Below are 2,383 nucleotides of genomic sequence, written 5' to 3'. Positions count from 1 at the left end.
AAAGAGAGAGCCTCGGCGGCGTTACCCGCCAGCGCCGGGGGCGGCACGGGCGGGCCGGCCGGCGGCGGAAGTCTGGTCGGGTCGTCCCACCAGCGACGTTGCTCCCCGGCGCCGGCCACCCGGGTGGGATTCGGCGCCGCCGCGTCGAGGCGTTCCCGGGACGAACTGGCCGCGGCGGCACGGCGTCCCTTCGGCCAGGTCCCGTCCAGCAGCTCCGTCGCCGCCTGCCGGCTGTCGGCGCCGGGCGCCCCGTCCTGCCCGAGCAATGTCATCAGCAGTCTTTCGGTGGACGGCCGGTCGCGCGGGTCGCGGGCGAGCGCCGCGCGGACAACCGGTTCCAGGTCCGCCGGCACTCCCCGCAGGCTGGGCGGCCCGGCGAGGATCCTCTCCGCGATCTCCTGGTAGGTGCCCTCGCCGTACGGGCTCACGCCGAGGGCCGCGTAGGCCACGAGCAGACCCCAGGCGAAGACGTCGACGGCCGGACCCAGCGGGGCCCCACCCTCCATCTGCTCGGGCGCCATCCAGCCCACCGAGCCGATGACCAGGCCCGTCTGCGTGCGCCCCTGGGCCGCATCGAGCGCTCGGGCGATGCCGAAGTCGATCACTCTGGGGCCGGAGAACGACAGCATGACGTTGCTCGGCTTGAGGTCGCGGTGGACGATCCCGGCGCGGTGGATCGCGGTCAGCGCGCTGGCCACGCCGATGGCGACGCCCTGCAGCGTGGACATCGGCAGCGGGCCGGTGTCATGCACGACGTCGTCGAGGCGCACGCCGTCGATGTACTCGGTGACGAGGTAGGGGCGGCGGGCGTCGGGATCGGCGTCGAGGACCTGCGCGGTGCAGAACGGCGCGACCCGGCGTGCGGCAGCGACCTCGTCCCGGAAGCGCTCCCGGAACTCGGGGTCGGCCGCCAGATCCGACTTGATCACCTTGATCGCGACGGCTGCTCCGCGCCGGTCGCGGGCGAGGTAGACGGTGCCCATGCCACCGGCGCCGAGCCGACTGACGACCCGGTACTCGCCGATCACGGTGGGGTCCTCGGCGTACAGCGGCTCACCCCGTGGGCGGCCACCGCCGCCGCGTCCCGCCGACTGATCCGTCACTGATCTCCCGCCCGCGTCCGGCGCGTCTGCGCGCGGCCCTTCGTCGACCCCGCCGATGCGCCGCGACCGCGCCACCGACGCCGAGCCCGGCACGGACACCGCGTCTCCCCCGAGTGAGGGAACGAACCCATCATCACGCCACGAGCCGCCTCATCCAACCAACCCGACAATCACGGCGCCGACACCACGCTAGACCTACCAGACGTGACCAGCGGACCTCTGTCCGCTATCCGACCGCATCGCACCCACGACGCCCGACGGCCCGGCCGAACCCCCGGTCAGCGGTGGCGCTGGACGCGTGGGGCATCTCCGGACGGGACATCTCCGGCAGGATGAGGCACCAAACGCGCCGCCCCCGCCGTGCCTGCCCGGCCACGGCGCCCGGCCACGCCTGTGGAAGGAGCCGACATGGCCAGCGGAGCCGACACGAACGTGGACATGCTGATCATCGGGGCGGGGCCGGTGGGGTTGTTCGGCGCCTACTACGCCGGGTTCCGCGGGATGTCCGTCGCACTGATGGACACCCTGCCCGAGGCCGGTGGCCAGATCACCGCGATGTACCCGGAGAAGGTGATCTACGACGTGGCTGGTTTCCCCGCGGTGCGCGGCCGCGAGCTGGTCGCCGCGCTCGTCGCCCAGGCCGGCCGATACGACCCGGTGTACCTGCTCGATCGGCAGGCGACCGAGCTCACCCGCGAGCCGGACGGCGTCGTGGTCGCCAGCGCCGACGGCCATCGGGTCCACGCCCGGGTCGTGGTGATCACTGGCGGGCTCGGGTCGTTCGCCCCGAAGCCGCTGGCGGCCGCCGCCGGCCATCTCGGCCGGGGACTGGCCTACTTCGTGCCGCGGCCGCAGGAGCACGCCGGCCGGGACGTCATCGTGGCCGGCGGCGCGGACGGTGCGGACGACTTCGTCGAAGGGCGCGTCCCGGTGTTCCCGGGCGGCCGCGGCGCGGTCGCGGACGGCGTCGACCAGCTCGCCGAACGTCCCCCGGGCGTCGACCGGGGTGCGCAGCACGACGACGTTGGCGAAGTTGCCGACGGCGGCCAGCCGGGGCCGCGGACGGTCGCTGAGCTGGGTGCCGACGGCGATGTCGGTCTCCCCGGTGCAGCGGTGCAGCAGCACGATCCCGGCGGCCAGCGCGACGTCAGCCAGCGAGGTGGCGTGCGCCGCGGCGAGGTCCCGCAGCCGGCGGGTCACCTCGGGGGTCAGGGTCACCCGGTGGCGCAGGGCGGGTCGGTCGACGCCGGGCGCCGCGGCGGTCGGCGGCGGTGTGGTGG

2 protein-coding genes are annotated in these 2,383 nt (G+C 74.7%); both read right to left on the bottom strand.

Annotated elements, in window-relative coordinates:
• Positions 1 to 1,103: serine/threonine-protein kinase (locus MXD58_RS29200; RefSeq protein WP_250611373.1), on the bottom strand; the 1,103-nt coding region annotated here is incomplete at its 3' end.
• A 195-nt stretch (positions 1,104 to 1,298) separates the two neighbouring features.
• The gene (locus tag MXD58_RS31500) at positions 1,299 to 2,303 is read right to left on the bottom strand and encodes a condensation domain-containing protein (RefSeq protein WP_374616818.1); all 1,005 of its coding nucleotides are present in this window, start codon (positions 2,301 to 2,303) and stop codon (positions 1,299 to 1,301) included.
• Positions 2,304 to 2,383 lie beyond the last annotated feature (80 nt).

The organism is Frankia sp. AgKG'84/4, from assembly GCF_023242965.2.
Classification (GTDB): domain Bacteria; phylum Actinomycetota; class Actinomycetes; order Frankiales; family Frankiaceae; genus Frankia.
This window is presented reverse-complemented; position numbering and strand designations above follow the sequence as displayed.